At 39.2% G+C, this 21,360-nt stretch carries 15 protein-coding genes; 13 read left to right on the plus strand and 2 right to left on the minus strand.

The window, feature by feature from the left end:
* The first annotated feature begins 51 nt into the window (after positions 1 to 51).
* Positions 52 to 1,392, plus strand: coding sequence for an MFS transporter (locus ACSBFT_RS07260; RefSeq protein WP_489604086.1), 1,341 nt, complete (start codon positions 52 to 54; stop codon positions 1,390 to 1,392).
* 854 nt (positions 1,393 to 2,246) lie between these two features.
* A complete protein-coding gene (locus ACSBFT_RS07265; RefSeq protein ID WP_463047235.1) occupies positions 2,247 to 2,828 on the plus strand; it encodes a glycosyl hydrolase 108 family protein in 582 nt (193 codons plus the stop codon).
* A gap of 124 nt (positions 2,829 to 2,952) precedes the next feature.
* Here the strand turns inward: ACSBFT_RS07265 and ACSBFT_RS07270 are convergent, their stop codons facing one another.
* Entirely contained in the window at positions 2,953 to 3,402 is a 450-nt protein-coding gene (locus tag ACSBFT_RS07270) for a DUF305 domain-containing protein (RefSeq protein ID WP_489604087.1), read from the minus strand.
* A 22-nt stretch (positions 3,403 to 3,424) separates the two neighbouring features.
* Positions 3,425 to 5,974, minus strand: a complete 2,550-nt coding sequence (locus ACSBFT_RS07275; protein ID WP_489604088.1) for a multicopper oxidase domain-containing protein — start codon at positions 5,972 to 5,974, stop codon at positions 3,425 to 3,427.
* Between the two features lie 259 nt (positions 5,975 to 6,233).
* On the opposite strand from ACSBFT_RS07275, the gene ACSBFT_RS07280 reads away from it, so the two are divergent.
* From ACSBFT_RS07280 to ACSBFT_RS07330, 11 genes are all read left to right on the plus strand, one after another.
* On the plus strand, positions 6,234 to 6,941 hold the full coding sequence (locus ACSBFT_RS07280) for a TIGR04282 family arsenosugar biosynthesis glycosyltransferase (protein WP_489604089.1): 708 nt from the start codon (positions 6,234 to 6,236) through the stop codon (positions 6,939 to 6,941).
* A gap of 67 nt (positions 6,942 to 7,008) precedes the next feature.
* On the plus strand, positions 7,009 to 10,227 hold the full coding sequence (locus ACSBFT_RS07285) for a SusC/RagA family TonB-linked outer membrane protein (protein WP_489604090.1): 3,219 nt from the start codon (positions 7,009 to 7,011) through the stop codon (positions 10,225 to 10,227).
* 4 nt (positions 10,228 to 10,231) lie between these two features.
* A complete protein-coding gene (locus ACSBFT_RS07290) occupies positions 10,232 to 11,671 on the plus strand; it encodes a SusD/RagB family nutrient-binding outer membrane lipoprotein (protein WP_489604091.1) in 1,440 nt (479 codons plus the stop codon).
* 391 nt (positions 11,672 to 12,062) lie between these two features.
* Entirely contained in the window at positions 12,063 to 13,289 is a 1,227-nt protein-coding gene (locus tag ACSBFT_RS07295) for an ABC transporter substrate-binding protein (protein WP_489604092.1), read from the plus strand.
* A complete protein-coding gene (locus ACSBFT_RS07300; protein ID WP_489604093.1) occupies positions 13,279 to 14,133 on the plus strand; it encodes an ABC transporter permease subunit in 855 nt (284 codons plus the stop codon). The genes ACSBFT_RS07295 and ACSBFT_RS07300 overlap by 11 nt, the downstream gene beginning before the upstream one ends.
* Positions 14,123 to 14,896 carry an ABC transporter permease gene (locus ACSBFT_RS07305; RefSeq protein WP_489604094.1) on the plus strand — a complete coding sequence of 258 codons (774 nt, stop codon included), beginning with the start codon at positions 14,123 to 14,125 and terminating at the stop codon, positions 14,894 to 14,896. The genes ACSBFT_RS07300 and ACSBFT_RS07305 overlap by 11 nt, the downstream gene beginning before the upstream one ends.
* Positions 14,896 to 15,615 (plus strand): ABC transporter ATP-binding protein, encoded by a 720-nt coding sequence (locus tag ACSBFT_RS07310; protein WP_489604095.1) that lies wholly within the window; start codon positions 14,896 to 14,898, stop codon positions 15,613 to 15,615. The genes ACSBFT_RS07305 and ACSBFT_RS07310 overlap by 1 nt, the downstream gene beginning before the upstream one ends.
* Before the next feature lie 488 nt (positions 15,616 to 16,103).
* Positions 16,104 to 17,018 carry a nucleoside hydrolase gene (locus tag ACSBFT_RS07315; protein ID WP_489604096.1) on the plus strand — a complete coding sequence of 305 codons (915 nt, stop codon included), beginning with the start codon at positions 16,104 to 16,106 and terminating at the stop codon, positions 17,016 to 17,018.
* Positions 17,019 to 17,392: 374 nt separating this feature from the next.
* Positions 17,393 to 17,992, plus strand: a complete 600-nt coding sequence (locus ACSBFT_RS07320) for a hypothetical protein (protein ID WP_489604097.1) — start codon at positions 17,393 to 17,395, stop codon at positions 17,990 to 17,992.
* A gap of 612 nt (positions 17,993 to 18,604) precedes the next feature.
* Positions 18,605 to 18,889 (plus strand): addiction module antidote protein, encoded by a 285-nt coding sequence (locus tag ACSBFT_RS07325; protein ID WP_489604098.1) that lies wholly within the window; start codon positions 18,605 to 18,607, stop codon positions 18,887 to 18,889.
* Positions 18,890 to 19,292: 403 nt separating this feature from the next.
* A complete protein-coding gene (locus ACSBFT_RS07330; RefSeq protein WP_489604099.1) occupies positions 19,293 to 21,065 on the plus strand; it encodes a purple acid phosphatase family protein in 1,773 nt (590 codons plus the stop codon).
* Positions 21,066 to 21,360: the final 295 nt, after the last annotated feature.

Raw genomic sequence — 21,360 nt, forward strand, 5'->3', positions numbered from 1 at the left:
ATTTTTTAAGCATATATTTAAAGCAGTGAAACTAACCCCCATCTAAACCTAATGAAAATCAACAAACCAAATCTAAGCATTGCTCAAATATGGAATATGAGTATTGGCTTTTTGGGAATTCAAATGGGCTTTGCCCTTCAAAACGGGAATGCCAGTAGAATTCTTTTAAATTTTGGTGCAGATGTAGAGGAGCTCTCTTGGTTTTGGATCGTAGCACCGCTAACGGGAATGTTGGTTCAGCCGGTGGTTGGTTATTTTTCAGATAAAACTTGGACAAAACTCGGTCGAAGGAGACCCTTCTTTTTGGTAGGAGCCATTATCGCATCTGCAGGTCTTCTATTAATGCCTAATGCAGATTTGTTTGTAAAATATCTTCCGGCACTTTGGGTGGGAGCCGGTTTCTTAATGATCATGGATGCCTCCTTTAATATATCCATGGAGCCTTTTAGGGCTTTGGTGGCTGACAAACTTAACTCCGACCAAAGAACACAAGGCTATGCCATACAAACGGTTATTATAGGCATCGGAGCTGTTATTGGTTCTTGGCTACCTTACGTATTGGCCAATTGGTTTGACATTACAGGAAATACGGAGGGTGGTGTAGCGGTAAATGTGATATGGTCTTTTGTGATAGGAGCCATATTTTTATTGGGTAGCATTATCTGGACGGTCGTAAAAACTTCTGAGTATACGCCAGAGCAAATGGCCAGTTTTGAAACAAAGGAAATAACTAAAGAAACAACATCCAGCATATCAGACATTTTCGTTGATTTTAAAAATATGCCTAAAACCATGCGTCAGCTTGGTTTGGTGCAGTTTTTCTCTTGGTTTGGTCTTTTTTCTATGTGGGTTTTTGCCACACCTGCTATTGCTCAGCATACCTATGGTTTGCCTATCGACGACAAAAACTCCCTTATTTTTAATGAAGCTGCCGATTGGGTTAGTGTACTTTTTGGTGTTTATAATCTAGTATCGGCTTTTTATGCCTTTTTGCTTCCTGGCATTGCTAAAAGATTTGGCAGGAAAAATACCCATGCCCTATCTTTAATCTGCGGAGCAATAGGTCTGATATCCATTTACTTTATCAGTAATCCAAACTTCCTTATCATACCTATGATAGGTATTGGTATAGCTTGGGCCAGCATTTTGGCTATGCCCTATGCTATTTTAGGGGGCTCTATTCCTCCGAAAAAGATGGGTATTTATATGGGGATTTTCAATTTCTTTATCACGTTTCCACAGATCGTCAATGCCTTATCTGGTGGACCTATCCTGAAAACCTTTTTCGATAATCAAGCCATATACAGTCTAGTTTTAGGTGGTATTTGTTTTCTCCTTGCCGCACTAGCCACCACACTTGTAGAAGACAAAGAGGAAATGGTGACGGCTTAATCTGAACCTAAAAAGTCACTCATTAGGCTCTTCTATAAGTTTGAGTTAAAGGTCGATCATCTTAAGCCTATAAGCTTTAATTAAAAGTCTGTAGAAAATAGTGAGCTTCTTTCATCCCAAATGTAGGATCAGATAGCTTATTACCCATTCAAACTACCTGAAATCTAGTCATATATCCACCTATATACTTGTCTGGCTCTAGTGGTGGCTCAAAGTACCTTATTTATTGCTAAGGAATTGCTGCTTTTGTGCTCTCGGATTCATTTGAACTATCATAAGCTGTAAGTATCATTTCTTCCTGAAAGTTATCGTATAAAATTTGCACATTTTCAATATTAATTTCCTTATGATATCTAAAAGGCTTGTAAGTCAATAAAGGACAACAATTTTTACATTCCACTTACAATTTAGGGCTCAATAATAGCTCAAAAGACAGAATTATAGCTTTCATCGCCAAATATTATTCTTACAAAGACCCTTTATTCGAAACATGTGAGGAAATTTGCCCATTCTTCCCATACGTTACATAAAAAACAGTCAATATTAAAATAATATCATCGGAAACAGATTTTAAAGCTCTGTTTCCAATAGAGATATTCCAGTTATAATTATATTATTCACAGATTGGAGGTACACCCATATTCGACATAACACACTTATTACAAGTATACTATAGACATTTCAACTCCGTTTACTTATAATTTTTCTTGTATACCATGCAATATATCAGTATCTTTGTATCGTTTTAAAGGCATTAGAATAATCCAAACACAACAAAAACATTTGCAGTCAGAGACTGTCGAACCGCGAGTTAAGTATTGCGGTGGTAAGGTTATACCAACCAAATAAATTGTATGAATCAAAGACGTATAAACGTTTTTCTTTTAACAGTTAGTTCTTTATTTTTTTGTATTAACGTTAACGCGGCCTCCTTCGAGAAATATGCTCCAAAATTGTTGCATTTTGAAGGTGCTGGATATGGTATCCATAAGCCGATTTGGGGCGAAAAAGATTTTACAAAATCTGAAGCCCTGAATATTCACCGTAAAAACTACTGGGATCGCTTCCATGGAGACCTTTTTAGGAGCCAAGAAGTAGCCGAAGTGTTTATAGATCATATCATAAATGCAGGCTCCGGTAAGAACAACGCCAACATAAAAGCTTTTGAAGCTATTATTGGCGTTAAACAAGACGGTATTTTAACAATTGACGATGTAAAGCATGCGAATAGCTTTTATTTTGCAGAGCAAATAGTAAACCCTTTTGTAAAGTATAGGGTGCTCTACTACAAAACTAGAAGTCATTTTGGGGAAAATCCTGGATGGATTACCCGAGCAAAAGCATTTATTATGCGTAATGCCTATGGCACTATAGCTCTTTCGGACGTCAGTTTACCCGATTCGATAGAAAGAAAATTTAGACATGTTAGGCTTTAAGAAGCCACGACTCTAGCGAGTCAACCGAAAGCCCGTCTCTCATAGGAGTGATGGGCTTTTTTCGTTTTAGCACTTTGACCCACTTAGGTATTCCATACTTTATAAAAAATGGACTACCTCCAGTTTAGTCTTTTTCCAGCCTATCAATCATAGCCTGCATTTGGGCAATTTCCTTCTTCTGGGCTTCTATGATATCTAAAGCCAACTTTTGAGCTTCTGGATCTTTTAAGTCGGCTTTTTGACTTACCATTATAGCCGAAGAATGATGTGGAATCATGGCTTTCATCCATTGCACATCCGAAATATAAGATTGCTGTCTTAGCATACTCAACACCACCGTAAAAACGATGATTGCCCCTGCAATAATGGCATAATTGGCCTTCTTATTCTTATACATTCCCCACATAAAGAGTAACATGGAAACAGCCATGGGGGCAATCATTAAAACAGTCATGTAGGTACGTGTATTACTCAGCATAACGTGCTCAAACACATCTGCATTCAAAAACATGATGACATACATGGTTACAAAAGACACGCATAACATCAATCCAAATTTTAAATAATTATTCATTTTCATCTTCTTTCAATAATAGTTAAAACCTTACCATTAAACCTGCACCAGCACCAAATCGGTTATCATAACTGGCAGTGGCAGAAAAATTTCTAGAGATGAGGTAGTCTAGACCTACAGACCATGTCGTTTCGCCTAAATAAGATTTCTTTTGACCCATTTCATTATTTAAGTCATTCACAAAACCCAAATCTGCCTTGTATTCATAATTTCCAAAAATGCTGGTTCTAGGGAAAATCATTATTTCACGACTAATTCTAATCTCTGGTCTTAGTTGATTGTCTAACCTGACGTCCAGATTAAACATATAGGGCGTAAAATACCTTATACCAGCTACAGCAGTTGTCGAGATTTCGTCCAGACTATTTTCACTTTCGTTTTCTGCATTGACGCCAACGAAAACTCTGAAGTAGTCTGACACATAGCGTTCATAACTGACCTCCGCTTCCATATTTTTATTCCATCCATACTCCAATCCCAAATTCCATTGATTTCTTATATTAGAACTTACCAAGTTTAATTCTGTCATATGCGATGTGAAGTCCAACATACCCCAGTTATAATAGTGGCTACCTTCTTTCAATATTTTATTTAGGCTATTGGGAGCTAATCGGCTATCTCTAGGTGTGCCATAGCTGTAAACCCTTGCCATGCCGCTCATCATATGGTATAAAACGTGGCAATGAAAAAACCAATCGCCATCTTCGCTGGCATCAAACTCAATGGTCACCTGCTGCATGGGTGGCACATTGACCGTGTGTTTTAAAGGAGAATAATCACCATTAGTATTTAACACTCTAAAGAAATGCCCATGCAAATGCATAGGATGATGCATCATGGTTAAGTTGTTCAAGGTGATTCTTACCACCTCCCCTTTTTCTATTTTTATCAAATCTGCCTCAGAAAGCGGCACTCCATTCAAACTCCATATATATCGCCACATATTTCCCGTTAAATTCAGCAAAACTTCTTTTACGGGTTTGTCAGCATCATAAGTCGTCGGAACTGGCGACTTCAGATAATCGTACGTATAGTCATCATTCATCGACATGTCCATATCCATAGCACTTTCCTTTTTAGTGTGATCCATCTCCATTTTGGAATCACCTGCAGGCATCTTCTTGTCCCCTTCTTTTGACATATCCATCTTGGAATGATCCATTTTAGCGTGATCCATCTTCATTTTGGAATCGCCTTCTGGCATCTTCTTGTCAACATCTTTTGACATATCCATCTTGGAATGATCCATTTTAGTGTGATCCATCTTCATTTTGGAATCGCCTTCTGGCATCTTCTTGTCAACATCTTTTGACATATCCATCTTGGAATGATCCATTTTAGTGTGATCCATCTTCATTTTGGAATCGCCTGCTGGCACCTTCTTGTCCCCTTCTTTTGACATATCCATCTTGGAATGATCCATTTTAGCGTGATCCATCTTCATTTTGGAATCATCCATTCGCATTCCCCATTCGTTCTTCATCTTTTCGGGTTCTTCTAAACTTGGCTTAGCTTTCATGGCCGGAGCACCCATTTTCATATCCATTTTTGCCATAGTCTTCATCATTCCGATCTTATCTGGCCTCATCACTTCTGGTGCAGCTATGACCTCTCCCTGTCCTAAATAGACAGAGGTTTTGCCTGAACCGTCTTGAGCCGTCGCTCTAAATTCCATTTTCCCATTTTCGGGAACCTCCACTATAAAATCATAGGTTTCTGCTATGGCAATGAAGGTTTTGTTTCTCCTTACTGGCACCACATCCATACCATCCGAAGACACCAAAAGTGGGTCTACTCCACCAAAAGTCATCCAAAACTGTGAGGATGCCGAGCCATTGATAATACGGAGCCTGATTTTTTCTCCTGGCTTAAACTCAGGATAATCTCTTGTGATTTCTCCATTGGATAAAAACGCTGGATAATAAATATCTGCGATGTCGGCACCTTCCATTCTTTGTTTCCAAAAGTTAACTTGAGCACCTAAACCTTTTCTTGCTATGACTTGATTTAAAGGCGTGGCTGTTCCTTTCTTAATGCCATACCATTCATTTCCTCGCTTTAAGTTTCTTAATACATTCTTTGGCTTCTCATTTGTCCAGTCGGACAATACCAAGACCAATTCTTTATCATAATCCAAGGTCTTTTCTTTAGGCTCTATCACTATAGACCCAAAAAGTCCACTCTGCTCCTGAAGCATGGTATGCGAGTGATACCAGTAAGTACCAGATTGGACTAGAGGAAACTCATATTTCTGCGTTTTACCAGGCATTATGGGTGGCGTAGTAAGATACGGGACACCATCGTAGAAATTTGGCAACAGTAGGCCATGCCAGTGTAGAGAAGTTTCTACATCCATATGATTCGTGACATAAATTACCGCATAGCCACCTTCCCTAAATTTAAGCGTAGGCCCAGGAATACTCCCATTTATGGCCATGGCCATTTGGCTTTTACCGGTTTTATTAACCATCACATTGCTTATGCTGAGTTCATAAGTGGTCGTATCGCTTTGACCGAATACTGAAAATTGAAAAGATAAAAAACAACTGATAAGTAATAATAATATTCGCATAAGAGATAATTTGTGTCTAACAACTGAATTAAAAGGCTAATAAATTGTTCCAATTCAACCTTCAAATACAAAACTACAGCAGTTCTATTAGATACGGCTTACAAAAAAGGTTCTTAGATTTACAAAATTCCAGTGATTTATCGCCTCATTACCAACCCTTTAATCTTTCATCTTTTAAAAAAGTATGGCTCTTTAAGTCCTATCTCTCTTTTTTCCCGTAAGTGACCTTGATTATAAACCAAAACTCATTGGCTCACGCTTGAAACTTAAAGCTTCCAATACCGCTTTACTCGTTTTCTCCCTGACGGCCCAGGCCGAAGCAGAGCGGAAACCCATATTTGGAAAAGCTAAGAACTTCGCATCCCTTGGTTTATTCCATCAGCTTATTCATAAGACGCAAAGGCTTGCCAAAGAAAGTGGTCTCGATGTTTTTTGGTTTGATGAAAAAAATCAGATTGGTGAAACCTTCGGTGAAAAGTATACCAACTCTTTTCAGCACATTTTCAATCAAGGTTATCACAAAGTCATCTCCATAGGAAACGACACTCCTGACCTAAACGCTGAGATTTTAACGGAAGCCATTCAACAACTCAAGCATCAAGATTTAATTTTAGGACCTTCAAGAGATGGCGGTGTTTATCTTATTGGTATCAGCCAAGAAGCATTCGTTTTTGAAAAATTCAAAAATCTCTCTTGGGCACAAACAAAACTTTTTGATGACTTATTGGGCTATGCTAGTTCTGGAAACATTGTATGTCATGTCCTTGGAAGCTTATTAGATTTAGATCATAAAACTGACCTATACACGCTCACGCGGGATGCCGCTTTAACCGAATTAGTAAGATACATACTTAAATTTCTTACCACCGTCACTTTCTCGCGACCGCACAACTTTCAACACACCTTCGCTATACCCACACTTCAGGGTTTTCAATTGAGAGGTCCTCCTCGCCTGTTTACTAAATAATATCCTTTAGGAAGTACATGAATTCCATGTTTCTTCATTTTACCATTTAGTAAATTATAAATCGAATATGAGAATATTTTTATTAGCTGTTCTGCAGCTATGTTTGACCGTTTCTTATGGTCAAATGTCAACCTATAAATCAAAGGTGACCAATAGGCAAAACGAACCCATCCCCTTCGCTACGGTTAGTATTGAAAACTCGCAAATAATAAGCTCCACAGATGTCAACGGTGTTTTTTCCATTCCATTTAACAGTCCAAATTTTGTTTTAAACATAAGTTCTATTGGTTTTGAAAAACTTACTTTAAGTATTAAAGACGGCAACATTCCTAATATGATAAGAATGGAATCTAGCTCTGAAGAACTAGAAGAAATCGTGGTCACCGCACTAGGTATAGAAAGAGAAAGGCAGTCTTTGGCCTCTTCTATTACGACCGTGAGTGCCAAAGAATTAACAGCTGTTCCACTCACCAATTTGGTGAATAGTCTTGCAGGGCAAGTGGCCGGCGTGCAAATCACCAACGGCTCTTCTGGTGTGGGTTCGTCCTCTAAAATTACCATACGGGGCGAAAACTCCTTAAGCGGCACCAATCAACCACTATTTGTGGTAGATGGTGTACCTATCAGTAACGACCAAATAACAAGCAGCTTAACGAATGATGGCAGACTACAGGAAATAGATTATGGAAACGGAGGGTCAGATTTTAGTGCAGACGACATCGCCTCTATATCCGTTCTAAAAGGAGCAGGTTCTGCAGCCCTTTATGGAGCAAGAGCAGCTAACGGCGTTATTTTGATAAGCACGAAAAGAGGAAACGACATTAAAGGATTGGGCATAAACCTAAGCAGCTCCGTAACGGTAGAAAACCTACTCACCCTTCCTGATTACCAAAATATTTATGGCGGTGGTTCTAATGGGAAATATGCCTTCGAAAACGGCATAGGTGCAGGTGTAAATGATGGCGGCATCAGTAGCTACGGCCCTCTTTTAGACCAAGGTTTAATGGTCAAACAATTTGATAGCCCATCTGTAGATGTCAACGGAAATCCTGTACGTGGTGGAGACGTTATCTCTAGAACTTTCCCTGATGGCTCTTTTACGGAAATCACACCCACGCCATGGATTTCAAGACCAAACAACGTCAAAGACTTTTTTGAAACAGGTGTTACCTCTCAAAACAACATAGCCATTAGCTCATCTGGAAAAAACGGAAGCAGCAGAATTTCCTATAGTAACCTGAGAAACAAAGGTATTTTACCAAATACAGACTTAAAAAGAGATGGCCTTTCTATCAGTTTAGACCAAGCCGTGGGAAAAAAGTTGAGTGTTAATACCTACATGAACTATATCAACACCAGAAGCAAAAACAGGCCAAACCTAGGATATGGTTATGAAAACGTACTTTACGGATTTAACTGGACAGGACGTCAAACAGATTTAGCCTCTTTGAGAAACTACTGGCAGGCTGGTCAAGAAGGCATTCAGCACTATGATTTTAATTATCTATGGCTCACAAACCCATATTTGACCTTGTATGAAAACACCAATGGTTTTGACAAAAACAGAATTTTAGGAAATGTGTCTGCCAATTATGAAATCACAGACAAACTCAATCTGAGCGTAAGAAACGGTTTAGATACTTATGACGACAAGCGAACCATCAGAAGAGCCGTGAGTACCAATAGTAACCCTTTTGGAACTTACAGAGAAGACCTCGTCACATTTACAGAGCTAAATACAGATGTGCTTCTTTCCTACAAAGACCGAATAAACGAAGATTTCAAATACACCATTTCTACTGGTGCCAATAGATTTGACCAGAAAATAGGCTACCAATATTCAGAAGCTTCTCAACTGGCCATTCCAGGTATTTATACCTTGACCAACTCCAGAACGCCACTAAAAGGGGAGAGTTTGAAGTTTGAAAAGAGAATTAACAGTGTGTATGCTACCGGCAATGTGACGTATAGAAATTCGCTTTACCTAGACTTGACCTACAGAAACGACTGGTCAAGTACTTTGCCTTCCAATAATAATTCTTTTGGGTACTATTCCGCTGGACTTAGCTATGTCATTTCTAACATGTTTAACCTGCCAGAAAACATCTCCTTTCTTAACTTGAGGTTGAGTTCTGCCAGTGTCGGAAACGACACAAACCCTTACCAAAACACGCAGAACTACCTTTTCAACCAGAATTATGGTTCACAGTTTAGAGTAACAAACGAGAACGTCCTGAAAAACGCCAACCTTAAACCAGAAAGATTGAATGCCTCAGAAATAGGCTTAGAGCTGTGGATGTTTAAAAACAAAATCCAACTGGATGTGGCAGGGTATCAAAACGTAAGCATCAATCAAATTATCTCTCGTCCTATCTCTAATGCTACTGGATTTGCCAATTTTAATGTCAACGGTGGAGCAGTAAGAACCAGAGGTTTTGAAGCCATGTTAAGTGCCGAAATCTTAAACAATGGCGGTTTTAAATGGAATTCTTCTGTGAACTATTCCACCTACAGGAGTAATGTAACCAGATTACCAGAAGGTGTAGACCAGTTTGTAACGGGTGTTGCCAATGTTTTTGGTGGATCAGGAGGCTCAAATACCGTTTTCTACATTGCTAAAGAAGGCGGAAGAGTTGGCGATATGTACGGCAGCGGTTTTGTAGAGATTGACGGTAAAACACTTTTTGGTGCCAACGGTCTTCCTGTGCAAGACGGTAAATTGAGGCTGCTCGGTAATTATAACCCAAATTTTGCCATGGGCTTTAACAACAGTTTCAAATACAAATACCTAGAGCTAAAAGTACTGGTAGATTGGAGACAAGGTGGCACCATAGTTTCCAGAACCAAAGCACTGGGAAGCACTTCAGGTGTATTGGCAGAAACGTTGATAGGCAGAGAAGGTGGTGTAGTGGGCTATGGCCTTATGAACATAGGAACAGCAGATGCTCCTAACTATGTGACCAATACCACCAAGGTACCGGCCAGTGCCTTTTATAATAACTTCTTTGACCGAGGAAACGAAGCCAGTGCTCTATACGAAGCCTCTTATGTAAAAGTGAGACAAGTGGGTTTATATTTTAACCTGCCAGCTAAAGCCGTCACTGCCATTGGTTTGCAAAATCTGAAAGTAGGTCTAATAGGAAGTAATCTTTTCTTATTCACCGAGAACCCGCATTTTGACCCAGAGTTAAATGCCCTTCAGGAAACCAACATCATTGCCGGTGTGGAAGATTTCTCTTACCCATCTACCAGAAGTTACGGTCTAAGTTTAAAAACCCAATTTTAAGAATATGAAGAATATACTCCTAACAATATTTGCTCTGGCCATCTCATCACTGAGTTGTACAGACGGGTTTGAGGCACTCAATCAAAACCCCAACGCTCCACAAAATGTGGGTCCTCAGTTTTTACTGACCAATGTCCTTTCTATATCCTCTGACAAAAACGCTTATGAACAAGGCTTTAGACTATCAAACTATTTGTCGCACTTTGCTGCCAGTGTAGAATTTGAAAGAATTGACCGCTACGAAATGGGATCAAACAGTGGATACTGGAATTCCACCTATAAACTCCTTTCAGACATCCGCTCCATGCAAGAACTGGCTGGCGACAATAAAGCTTATTTGGCAGTGGGGAACATCATGAAGTGTTACCTTTTCTCTCAGCTGACAGATATGTGGGGCGATATACCATATACCGATGCGGTGGGATCTTTAGATGGTAATTACACCCCTGTTTACGACAGTCAAGAAAGTATTTATATGGATCCACAAACAGGCATTTTGGCTGTTTTGAAGGAATCTGCAGTTATTTTGGAGACTACAGGTGACAAAATCCAAGGCGACATCATGTTTAATGGAAACTTACAGAAATGGGTTCGTTTTGCTAATTCGCTTCGTTTTAGATATTTATTAAGAGCCAGTAACAGACTATCCGACTTCTCCGAAATGCAAGCTCTTGCAAACTCAGGAAAATTGATGCAGTCAAATGCTGATAATGCCGTAATAGCCTATTTAAGCTCCGCTCCAAATCAATTCCCTATGGCTTCTGCGAGTCTTGGACTCTACCAAGAACACAGAATGACCCAAACTGTGGATTCTGTCTTAACACTGTGGAATGACCCTCGTGTGATTGTTTTATACAAACCTTCACAGTTGAGTGTAAATAGTGGTTCACCAGCTTACAGAGGCCTTCAAAATGGTCTAAGCCGTGAAACTATAGGTACTAAAGGCATCAACCTCAACGACGTTTCATTATTCGGTTCCATTTTCAGAGATATGCCAAATGGTGTTGACGCTCAGTTTATGCAATATGCCGAACTGCAATTTGCTTTAGCAGAAGCTGCCCAAAAAGGTTATATCTCTGGCGATGTAGCAACCTATTACCAAAACGGCATCAAAGCGAGTTTTGACTATTATAAAGTTGTTCTACCTGCAGCTTACTTAAGTGCAGACGCCATTGCCCTAAACGGCACCAATGATTTGACAAAAATCTTGACCCAAAAATGGATGAGCTTGATAAACGTAGGTCATGAGGCATGGTTTAACATCAGAAGAACAGGCATTCCCATGCTAACCGCTGGACCAGATAACTTAAACGACGGCAAATATCCAGTGCGATATTTATACCCTGAATCTGAACAAGCCACTAATAATGCCAATTACAGAACCGCCGCCGACAAGATGGGTGGTGACAATATCAACAGCAAAGGTTGGTGGGAAAAACAGTAAAAATCAATAACAATAATTTCAAGAAATCATGACTTCCTTATAAAGCCCTGTACTGTTTGAGCACGTAAAAAGTTCTTCATGATAAATGCTATTTTACAATTACCAAGTCATAGCACTTTTTATGTGCGAGTTTACAGACGGTCGGCCGCTGTAGTTTTTTTTTGGAGGAACGCCTCCCCTGTTCGTTTTTTACAAACGGTGCCTCGCTTGGCAAAAATGAACTCTCTGACCTGTCTGCCGATTTATCCGCCGTAAGGAGGAAAGGCAGCCGAAGAACAGCTGAAACCGTTAAAAATTAAATCATAAGACCAATTTTAAACTTGTTTCAAACCTTATTAAAACGCCAGCAAAAAAATATCCCATATTTGTAAAACCAACACCCCCTTTTTTAATGACCATTTGGAAAATAAACTTAAGTATTGGTCTTCTTTTTACAGTACTTATAGGCTGTAATCAGAAGCCAAAAGAAGATAAAGAATACCTTAAAAAGGCTTCATGGGAAGAAATTTCAAAAGAAGCAGACGGTACCACCGTAAACTTTATGATGTGGCAGGGCAGCAACACCATTAATAATTACATGAATAACTATGTGATACCTGAGGTCAAAAAACAATTCAACATTGACCTTAAAATCAGTAGTGGACAAGGCCCTGAAATAGTACAGTTGGTGATGAGCGAAAGAGACGCTTCCATTGACCAAGGGCAAGTTGACATGGTCTGGATAAACGGTGAAACCTTCTTTCAGCTTAGACAGGTAAAAGGGCTTTGGGGACCGTTTGTGGAACAACTACCAAATGCCAAATTGGTGAACTTTAATGACCCCTACATTGGTATGGACTTTCAGCAGCCCGTAGGTTACATGGAAGCTCCGTGGACGGTCAGCCAGTTTGCCATGATTTATGATAGCACAAGATTAAAAACACCTCCTCCTGCCAATTTAGATCAGCTAGCCGCTTACGTAAAAGCCAATCCAGGTACTTTTACCATTTCAAACGACTTTACGGGCATGACCTTGCTCAAAAGTTTCATGGCAGAGCTGGGAGGTGGAAGTAAAGTTTTGGATGGGGAATTTGACGAAAAGAAGTATATGACCCTTTCCAAAAAGCTTTGGGACTACATCAATGCCAACAAAAAGTACTTTTGGAAAAAAGGGGAAACCTTTCCGAACGAGCAGTCTAAAATGAATCAGCTATATGCTATTGGTGAATTAAACATACTTTATGGTTTCGGTGAGGGTGGCATAGAAAACAAAGTCAACAGTGGGCTTTACCCAAAATCAACGGTGGGTTATCCATGGAAAAACGGAACAGTTAAAAACGCCAATTACTTAGGCATTTTGCATAATGCTCCGCAAAAAGCAGGTGCCATGCAGGTTATTAATTTCTTGATGTCGCCAGAGGCACAACTTAAAAAAGCGAGTAAAGAGGGTATGGACTCTAATACTATTTTGGATATGGAGCGATTAACACCCGAATTTCAAACCAAATTTAAGGAAGCCATGCAAAGAGAATATGGCCCTACCATGAACGACCTAAAAGACCACGCTATGGCAGAGCCAGCAGCACAATACATGATTAAGCTTTTTGAAGACTTTAGAACAGAGGTGATTGAAAAATAAACGCTTTAATATCGGCATCTTGTTCTTTGCGGTATTTGTGATACTGCCATTTCTATCTGCCTTTTTGTATGCTTTATTATATAGTTTTGGCATCATAGGGGTGGTTAATAATGGCTTTACGCTAAAATTCTGGCAGTCGGTGCTGGGCTCAGGCGAGTTTTTTCGCTCTTTTCTTTATAGTGCTAGCATAGCCGCGGTATCCACCTTCCTTTCTATTTCGGGTGCCCTATGGATTACCCTCAAATTCCGAAAGGAACTAGAAAAAGGCATTTTCTCCTTTTTGATTTATTTGCCTCTGGCGGTGCCTGGAATTGTGACGGGTTTCTTCACTTTTCAGCTGCTTTCTAAAGGTGGTTTTTTCTCTAGAATAGCCTATGAGCTGGGCATTATATCAGAAGCCAATCAGTTTCCAGAAATGGTAAACGACACTTATGCCATAGGTATGGTACTCTCATTTATTACCCTTGCCCTCCCCTTCTTTCTCTTACTGTTTTTAAACATTTATAAAAACGAAAGGGTGGAAGAGCTTTCTATTTTGGCTCAGTCTTTAGGAGCCAGTAAACAACAAATTACCAACAAGATTTTCCTGCCGCTACTCTTAAGAAAAAGCTGGATATTGATAGTCCTAAACTTTATAGCCACGCTTGGAGCTTATGAAGTACCCATTATCCTTGGACGGCAGTCTCCAGAAATGCTCTCTATTTTGATACTGAGAGAGATTAGACAGTACGACCTCACCAAGATGTCGGAAGGTTATGTGGTGGCCGTGATTTATACATTGATGGTGACCGCCTGTGTGGTTTTCTTATTCTTATCAAGAAAAAAAAACTTGCATGAAACGTAGCATAAAAGCCATATTGCTGGCCATAGCGGGAGTGCTCATCATCTTCCCCTTTGTGTATTTGGTGATGCTTTCGTTGGCTTCCGAATGGCAATACCCCAACATCTTACCAGGGTATTTGGGTTTAAAAAACTGGGAAACCATTTTAGGTTCCGAAATGGGACTCCTGACCAGCTTTTTCGAGTCGGTTCTTATCTCTCTTTCTGTGGCTTTTGTCTCTACTCTATGTGGTTTTTGGGGCAGCAGAGCCGTTTATAATCACCCCAATAATAAACTTTTAACGCTCCTCACCTATTTTCCTTACATATTAGCCCCAGTGGTTTTTGCCGCTTGTTTTAGCTATTTCTTTATCAAAATGGGTTTGTTTGGAAATGCCTTTGGCGTGGTGGCAGCACAGTTTCTTATTACCTATCCGTTTTCATTGATATTCTTTAGTAGTTTTTGGAACAAAAAAATCAAAAGTTATGAAGAACTGGTGAGGACCTTGGGGGGAAATTCCTTCCAAACGTATGTGATGGTTTTACTGCCCTTGGCAAAAGGATTACTCTTGATATGCTTCTTTCAAACCTTCCTTATTTCCTGGTTTGAATATGGACTGACTTCGGTGATAGGACTAGGCAAAGTGCAAACCCTGACCATTAAAGTATTCATGTACATCAAAGAAGCCAATTACTATTATGGTGCTTTAAGCTGCTGTTTGCTGATATTTCCGCCGGTATTACTGCTCTATTTCAATAAAAAATACGTTTTCAAAAGCCTATTATAATGTTTTTAAAAGTCAAAGACTTACATAAGAGTTTTAATCATGAAGCGGTGGTGAGCTCGCTTAATTTTGAGCTAAACGCTCATAAAACCCTAAGCATTTTGGGTAAATCTGGTTGCGGTAAAACCACCATGCTGAAAACCATTAGTGGGCTTTTAGCACCAGACCAAGGCGAGATAATGCTAAATGGTGAAATTATCAATGACGTCATTCCGGAAAAAAGAAATGTTGTATATCTATATCAAGAGGATTTACTTTTCCCACACCTGACCGCCTTTGAAAACATAGCATTTGGACTCAGATTAAGAAAAACACCGGAAACCGAAGTACAAGAAAAAGTCATGAAGATGGTAGCGAGTTTGGAGCTCAATGGACAAGAAAAAAAGATGCCAAACCAGTTATCTGGCGGACAAAGACAAAGGGTTTCTTTTGGCAGAGCCATCATCACAAATCCTTCGTTACTGCTACTAGACGAACCTTTCGGGAGTTTGGACACGGTGACGAGAGAAAGAATGCAAAAGCTTTTCAAAGCCTTAACAGCCGAGTTTGGCATTACTTCAATTTTTGTAACCCACGACCTAAAAGAGGCCGTACTCATGGGAGACAGCATCGGTTTTATGCAAAAAGGAAACCTAAAAGTATACGCCAACAAAAAGGATTTCATCAACGACCCAAGCACCGGCGTCCAAAATGAAATTGATTTTTGGGGCAGCTTGAAGTAAATTTAAACATCGGAACGAAGTTTTAAGCTTATAGAGAAGGAAAAACTGTTTGTCATGATTTCGGCTTCGAAGGCCAAAATCCCGCCAAACAAATTACAACGTTATGGACATGACTTCCTATTAATATTTCGCTCAGAAGGAGCTGCTGATTACTATTTATGAATGAACCAGAATTATATAAAATAAAAATACCTTATAAAGCTATGTACAGTCTGAGCACTTGAAAAATTCAATGACTAATAGCTATTTAAATAGCACTAAAACTAGAGGAATTTTGAATGTGTAAGTTTACATAGCATAGTTTTTGGACGATCGGCCGCTGCCGTTCGATTTTTAGAACGGTGCCACGACTGGTAAAAAATGAAGTCCCCACCCTGTTTGCCGATTTATCCGCCGTTAGGAGGAAAGGCAGGCGGAAGGTGAACCAAAGAATAAGTACTCGTAGAATAAGAATTCTTTTAAACGAATTCAATAAATAAAACACAAAAATGAAAAAAGTTTGGATTGACACCGACCTCTCCGTAGGCATGAAAAGAGAGACTAGAGAAGGCTACTGCGATGTGGATGACGGCTACGCCGTACTCCAACTTATGAAATCTAACAAAGTAGACATCTTAGGTATTTCGGCGGTTTTTGGAAACACCACTTTAGAAAACGCTTTAGAACTAAGTCAATTCATGAGCAAGGAATTTGCCGACGATAAAATCCCTATTTACAAGGGAGCGTCAAAAGCCCTAGACTATACCGACTTGGCCACAAACGACGCCGTGGAAGCCCTGGCAGCGGCTCTTAAAAAAGACAAAATATCGATAATGGCCATAGGGCCAGCCACAAATGTGGGCATTTTACTCTTAAAACACCCAGAACTCAAGGACCAAATAGAGGCCGTGGTACTGGTGGCAGGAAGAAGAAAACCAAGCGATTATTTTGAGATAGGAAACAAAGGAAATCATGCCAGAGATCTCAATTTTGATTTGGACAATGACGCTTTTAGAATCTTGCTAGAATCTGGTGTGAAAACGGTTTTATGCCCTTTCGAAATCTCTAATAAGGTATGCCTCAAACAAACCGACTTAGAAAAACTAGCAGAAGGAGACGCTGCCAACAAATGGATTTCAAAAGCCTCAGAAGCGTGGCTAGCACAGTGGATAGGCATGGGAGCAGCAGGTTTTAACCCTTTTGATGTTTTGGCGAGTCATTATATCATCAGCCCAGAAGACATCATTTCTGAGGAGCTATACGCCCGCCTAGAACTGCACCCAGACGACACCGTAAAAGACACCGAAAGAAAGGCCTTCAAACAGTATTTACTATGCAACGATAATCCTAGCGGTTTCCCTGTAACTTACTGTTATGATGTGGTCCCAGACTATCATGAGAAACTGATGGCTAGTTTGGCGTAGTTTTTTTAAGTTAGCATTAATTAGGCAGGGCTTCTTTTTGGGGCTCTGTTTTTTTTGTGCGTAAGAAGTTGAGCTGTCATGGTTTTTCCACTTCACATGGTCTCGCTTGCGGACTCAGCGGCATTCCGATAAATAATTTATCCTAATCCTCAGATTGTAATATTAACATAAAGATAAGCAGAGTCCGCTCTGGCGAGACTCTGCTTTAGGAAAACAAATGCTTTATAAGGTTTTGCTCAGATAGGTCTTACTTTTCTTAGATAATCTATGTTTCACAAAAGAATATCAATTAAAAATCAAGGTTTGAATATTATGAAACAATAATTTCTTTTTTTTGTTACTCTTAATTTTAAATTCCATACCTCAATTCTCTTATGAAAAAAATAATATTCTTTTTCCTAGCTATTACAGCACATGGACAGTCCGCGATTTCTAATGACCAATTAAGTAATGAGTCCTATTTTAAGCAAATAAAAAATTATCAAAATTTTGATAAATATATTAGTTCAGACGGCTTTGAATACAAAAAAGGCATGGAATTAATATTGGGTTCTCCAAGCAATCCTCAATCGATTCAATCCACCGCCTTATTCGGTACAAATGTTGGAAACTTTACTTTTATACGAAAAGAGAAAACATTAATACTAACAGCTGAAAAAATATTTTCTGAAGAAAAATGTAAAATAGGCGACATTCATGTTTATCATACGGGCGTCCTTCGTAAAACTCCTTTAGAATTAAGTTTGCAGTGTTTACTAGAAAATAAAGTGGGGGTTGCTAGTTATGTTTATATTGACAATATAGAAAAGGCTATTCGCTTTGGTGAGGTAATAAATCCAAATGCGAAAATGACAAAAGATGAGGCTATAGAGGTTTTAAAAAAGAAAAAAGAATTATTAAACCTAGAATTGATAAGTCAAGAAGAATACGATAAAGAAAAAGCTAAATTATCTGGAATAATTATAGGTAATTAATTAAGTTCAGCTCCGCTAAGCTTGAAGCTTAAAGGTGGCGTTCTCAAGTCTCTAGCTTGAAAGTAATTTAATCCTTAGGAATTTTACAAAATCACTTTGCTCACCTAGGCTTTCAGCTTAGGCGAGGCGTTCACAAGCCTCTGGCTTGTACCAGTTATTCCTACTTTAGTATCAAAAACCTCCAATATCAGCCAGAGGGTGGTAAACACTGCAACAAAGCTGGATTTATCCGTCTTTGAAGGAAGCTTTGCAGAGCCACAACTGTTCGGAATTTCCGAACAGTTCAAACCCTTTGTCTTATAAAAATCAATAGTAAGTTCTACCGATTTATATAACTAGCCCTATGTGACCACGCTGTGGTCAGCCTTCACTTCTCTCTATTTTTCAAACATACTTTGATCTCCCTGAGGTCACTATTTTACGTGTTTTTGACCACCGCGTGGTCATATTATGTTAACAGAAACCACGCAACCCCTCTCCCCGACTACAGCGTAGTCGAAGATTCCATAATTTATACAAAGCCAAAGGTTTAATTAATTTTCACAAACTTGAATTAAGTCAAAGACAAATACTAAATTGTATCCAAGTAGATACAATTTGGTATAATAAAAAATGAAAACTTCAAAATTTGATATAGCTGATTATCTCGACAGCAAAGAAATGATTGCTGAGTACCTAAATACTGTTTTAGAAGAAGGTGATAACACTGATATAATAAACGCCATTGGAAATGTTGCTAAAGCAATTGGCATGACCAAAATAGCCGAAGAAACAGGATTAAGCAGACCAAGTTTGTATAAAGCCCTTTCGGATGGATCCAAACCTCAATTTGCCACTGTAATGAAAGTTTTAAAAGCTATTGGAGGACAGATTAGTGTAAACCCAGTTTCTGTTTAGGAACTACCCTTCTTTTCCTATAAAAGCCTGAATTTGTCTTCATAAACTGGATAAAGAAAAACTATAGTAATGTGCTTTAGGGGCTTTTATGAAGTAATCGTTTTGATGCTAGTCTTCTTTCGAACTATTAATAGCGACACATTGCACAAAATCAACTAAATTCAGAACAGCGTTCCAAAAAAGCTAAAGGCTTTACAGAGCATATGCACTAGCTCCATAGACTTGGCTTAAGACATATTAGGCCATCCATTTCCTAACAATTACATCATATCAAATCCTTCTCCTTTCGCTAACATCTCGGTAATTTTGGCGTCATTTCATAATCCCCGAAATAGAACTTGAAACATACTCTTAAAAAGAGCAAATTTGTACCGTTCAATCAGCCATTAAAACAATAAACTTCATGCGTAATCTATTCGTAACCACCTTCTTGTTTGTCATTCTCTTCTCCTGTTCCACACCACAGGAAGAAAGCCTTTCGGTCAAAAATGTAATGGATGAGGTCATCACTAGACTCTATGGTGAAGTCTCTCCAGAAGATTTTGAGACTGTGAATACCAGCTTTATGCTGGATTTTTTGACCGAAAAAGAAAAGGCAGTCCTAGCCACCAAGTACCAGTATTTTAAAGTTAATGTACCCGTAACCGTTTCTTTAATGCGTCATGTGCAGCAGCCTATAGTGCCATTTTGGTTAGAGGAAAGTGGTTTTGTTAAAACAGACAAGAAAGTTAAAAATGTCCAATACGAATATGAAGTCTGGCAAAAGGACTTTGACGCTGGCTGGGTGAACTTAGGTATCCCAGGTTTTGATAAAGATAGGGTGGTCTATTTTATATCTGTAGGAGCCCAAAATAAGGGCGACGAATTAAAAATAACCGAACAGTACCCTTCGGAATACAGTTTAGAAAGAATGGAAAAAGGGGCTTTTACCTATCACGACTGGTCTGACCTAAAAATCACCGAATTGCCAGAAGAGTTTGAAGGCCAAACACTTTTCACCACCGTAAGAGGAAGAGCCAGAGAAGCACACGTGGAAGGAGCTTTCCGTAAAACCATTTTCCCTTCTTCTGCCGCACCAGACCAAGTCATGCTAACCTGGAGTGCAGACCCTACCAATTCCGTAAACCTGCAATGGAGAACCAATACAGCGGTAAAAGAAGGAACCGTGAAGTATTGGAAACAGGGCAGCACGGACAGCCTTTCTACGGAAGCTACAGTGAAAGTAATGGAGGACAGAATGCTTTATAACGACCGCTACATTCATAGGCATACGGCAATGCTGAGTCAATTGGAAGCAAATACGACTTATGAATACAGCGTGGGTTCAGCTGTAACAAATTCATGGTCTGAGGTCAGAAATTTCAAGACAGAAGCCAAAAACATCAATACATTCTCTTTTATATGGTTTGGCGATACGCATAAAGACCCAAAATGGGCAGAGCTCTTACAAGACTCCTATGTACGCCATCCAGAAATAGCATTTTATTCCATTGCCGGAGATATTGTTTCCACAGGACTTTATAGAGACGAATGGGATGAGTTTTTTGGATATGCCAAGGATGTTTTTGCGTATAAACCCTTAATGCCTGTTCCTGGCAATCACGACAGGCAAGATGGATTGGGTGCTTGGATGTACTACGATTTTTTTAGTTTACCTGAAAATGGCCCAGAAAAAGTAGATAAAGAAAGTACGTATACGTTTGAATATGGGAATGCACTCTATGTCATGATTGACGCCACACAACCAAATGAAGCACAAACGGCGTGGATTGAGAAACAGTTGAAAAACTCCAAAGCTACTTGGAAGTTTGTGATGTTTCATTTTCCGCCATACAATTTTGAAGAACCTTATTTAGATATTCAAGAAGCATGGGGTGGCATTTTTGATACTTACCATGTAGACATGGTGATGTCTGGGCATATTCATTATTATATGCGTACCAAACCGATGAATGCTGGCAAAGCAGTGAACTCCTTCAAAGAGGGAACCGTTTATGCTGTTTCTATAGGAACCCATGGCAATCACGACGATATAGGCGAAGAACCATACGCCGTAACAAGATATAAAGACGGACAATTTTACCAACACATGGATATTAAGGATAAGGTCTTGAAATACACCACTTATAACAAAGAAGGCAAAGTGGTAGATGAACTCTTGATTGATAAAAACTAGTCTTTAAAGGCTACCTATTAAAGTGCTTATGGGGAAGAATTCGATTGCTTCCCCATTCTTTTTGTAAAAACTGGCTGAAAATCCATTTCAGAGATAAAATCTCTGCATAAACCGGGATAAAATAAAACTATCGTTCATATCAGGCCAATCGCATTCTTTAACCAGGTTTATGCATTGGAGAATTGTAATGAGTAGATAAAGTGTAATAAATCAGACATTTAAACGAGATTAGCATAGCAACGTTCAGGTGATTGAGTTTAAATGGGTTTACGAACTGATTTGAAGCAATTTAGTT

It is taken from the genome of Arcticibacterium sp. SM2516, from assembly GCF_057914865.1.